The following is a 1,185-nucleotide window of genomic DNA, read 5'->3' as shown; positions in this document are numbered from 1 at the left end:
CGGGCGCCGTCGTGACGGCCGACGTGCCGGACTTCGCGCTCGTCGCCGGGGTACCCGCCCGCCGCATCCGCTGGGTCGGCCGCGCCGGCGTGCCGCTCGAGCGCACCACCGGTGACGGCTGGCGCTGTCCGGTCACCGGGGACGAGTTCACGGAGACCGACGGGGTGCTGCACGAGGCGTCGTCGAACGCGTCTTTTCGCCACTGAATGGTGCTCGGTTATTTCTTTTCCCGACTGCTGTCTCACCTCTTCACCGAAAAGGGTGAAGTGCCGGGTGAAGGGTCCGGAAAAAGCCGTCGGGCAGACGACAGAATACGGTGACCCTCATATTATCGTGATCAAGAAATAGCAACGAGAACCGGGCACACACCACGCCCCGAGGCTGCTGTCGTAAGGCCCGGACCACCACCCCCCGGCTCCACCAGGGCGCGTAGACGCGCCGCGATCCAGTGCGCCCAAAACTCATTCCTGGCCAGAGGGAAGGAAGGAATCGACGTGGCGAGCCAGACGATAGGTGGCGGTTTCGAAATTCGCCCGCAAACCGCCGAGAAAAGGGTGAAGAATGCGACGTCGCGCGGTTTTCACGACGTCCGCGCGCAGCGCGCTCACCCGCAGTGGCAGGTGCGTTATCGCGCACGGCTGCGCTACACCGACACGGCCGTCGTCCTCGCCTCGGTGATCCTCGCGTCCGTGCTCGACGCGACCCTCCTGGCCGGCACCCCCGGGCACCCCGGCCTCCTCGGTTCCCTCGTCGTGTCGGCCCTGGTGGCGGTGGTCTGGATCGGGGCCGTGGCCGCGCGCAGCTCGTACGACCTGCGGGTCGTGGGCCGCGACCACACGGAGTACCGGCGCATCTTCGCCGCCACGTGCACCGCGGTGAGCGTGCTCGTGCTCCTGGCCTGGCTCACCGGAGCGGTAGAGCCCCGGGACGTGCTCGCGCAGGCGATCATGCTGCCGCTCGGGCTCGCGGGGCTGATCGGCTCCCGCTACGGCTGGCGGCAGTGGGTGGCCCGCACACGGAGCCGCGGCACGGGCTGCATGACGCCCGTCCTGGTGGTGGGGCACCGCGAGCAGGCCGAGCGCGTGGTCCGCCGGCTCAACGGCGCGCCGCACCGCGGGTTCGTGGTGGTGGGCGCCTGCCTGCCGTCCGGCGAGACGCCCGCCGGCGAGACCGCACCCGGCGAGG

1 protein-coding gene and 1 pseudogene are annotated in these 1,185 nt (G+C 70.3%); both read left to right on the top strand.

Annotated features, from left to right (window positions below):
* A pseudogene (locus tag PROKR_RS03260) lies at positions 1-206 on the top strand (N-acetyltransferase); the annotation flags it as partial.
* Between the two features lie 348 nt (positions 207-554).
* A partial coding sequence (locus tag PROKR_RS33650; RefSeq protein ID WP_425414850.1) for a nucleoside-diphosphate sugar epimerase/dehydratase occupies positions 555-1,185 on the top strand: 631 nt, incomplete at its 3' end.

The organism is Promicromonospora kroppenstedtii DSM 19349, assembly GCF_000515355.1.
Taxonomy (GTDB): Bacteria; Actinomycetota; Actinomycetes; order Actinomycetales; family Cellulomonadaceae; genus Promicromonospora; species Promicromonospora kroppenstedtii.
Note: the sequence above shows the minus strand (reverse complement) of the source record. Positions and strands in the feature narration are given on the sequence as shown.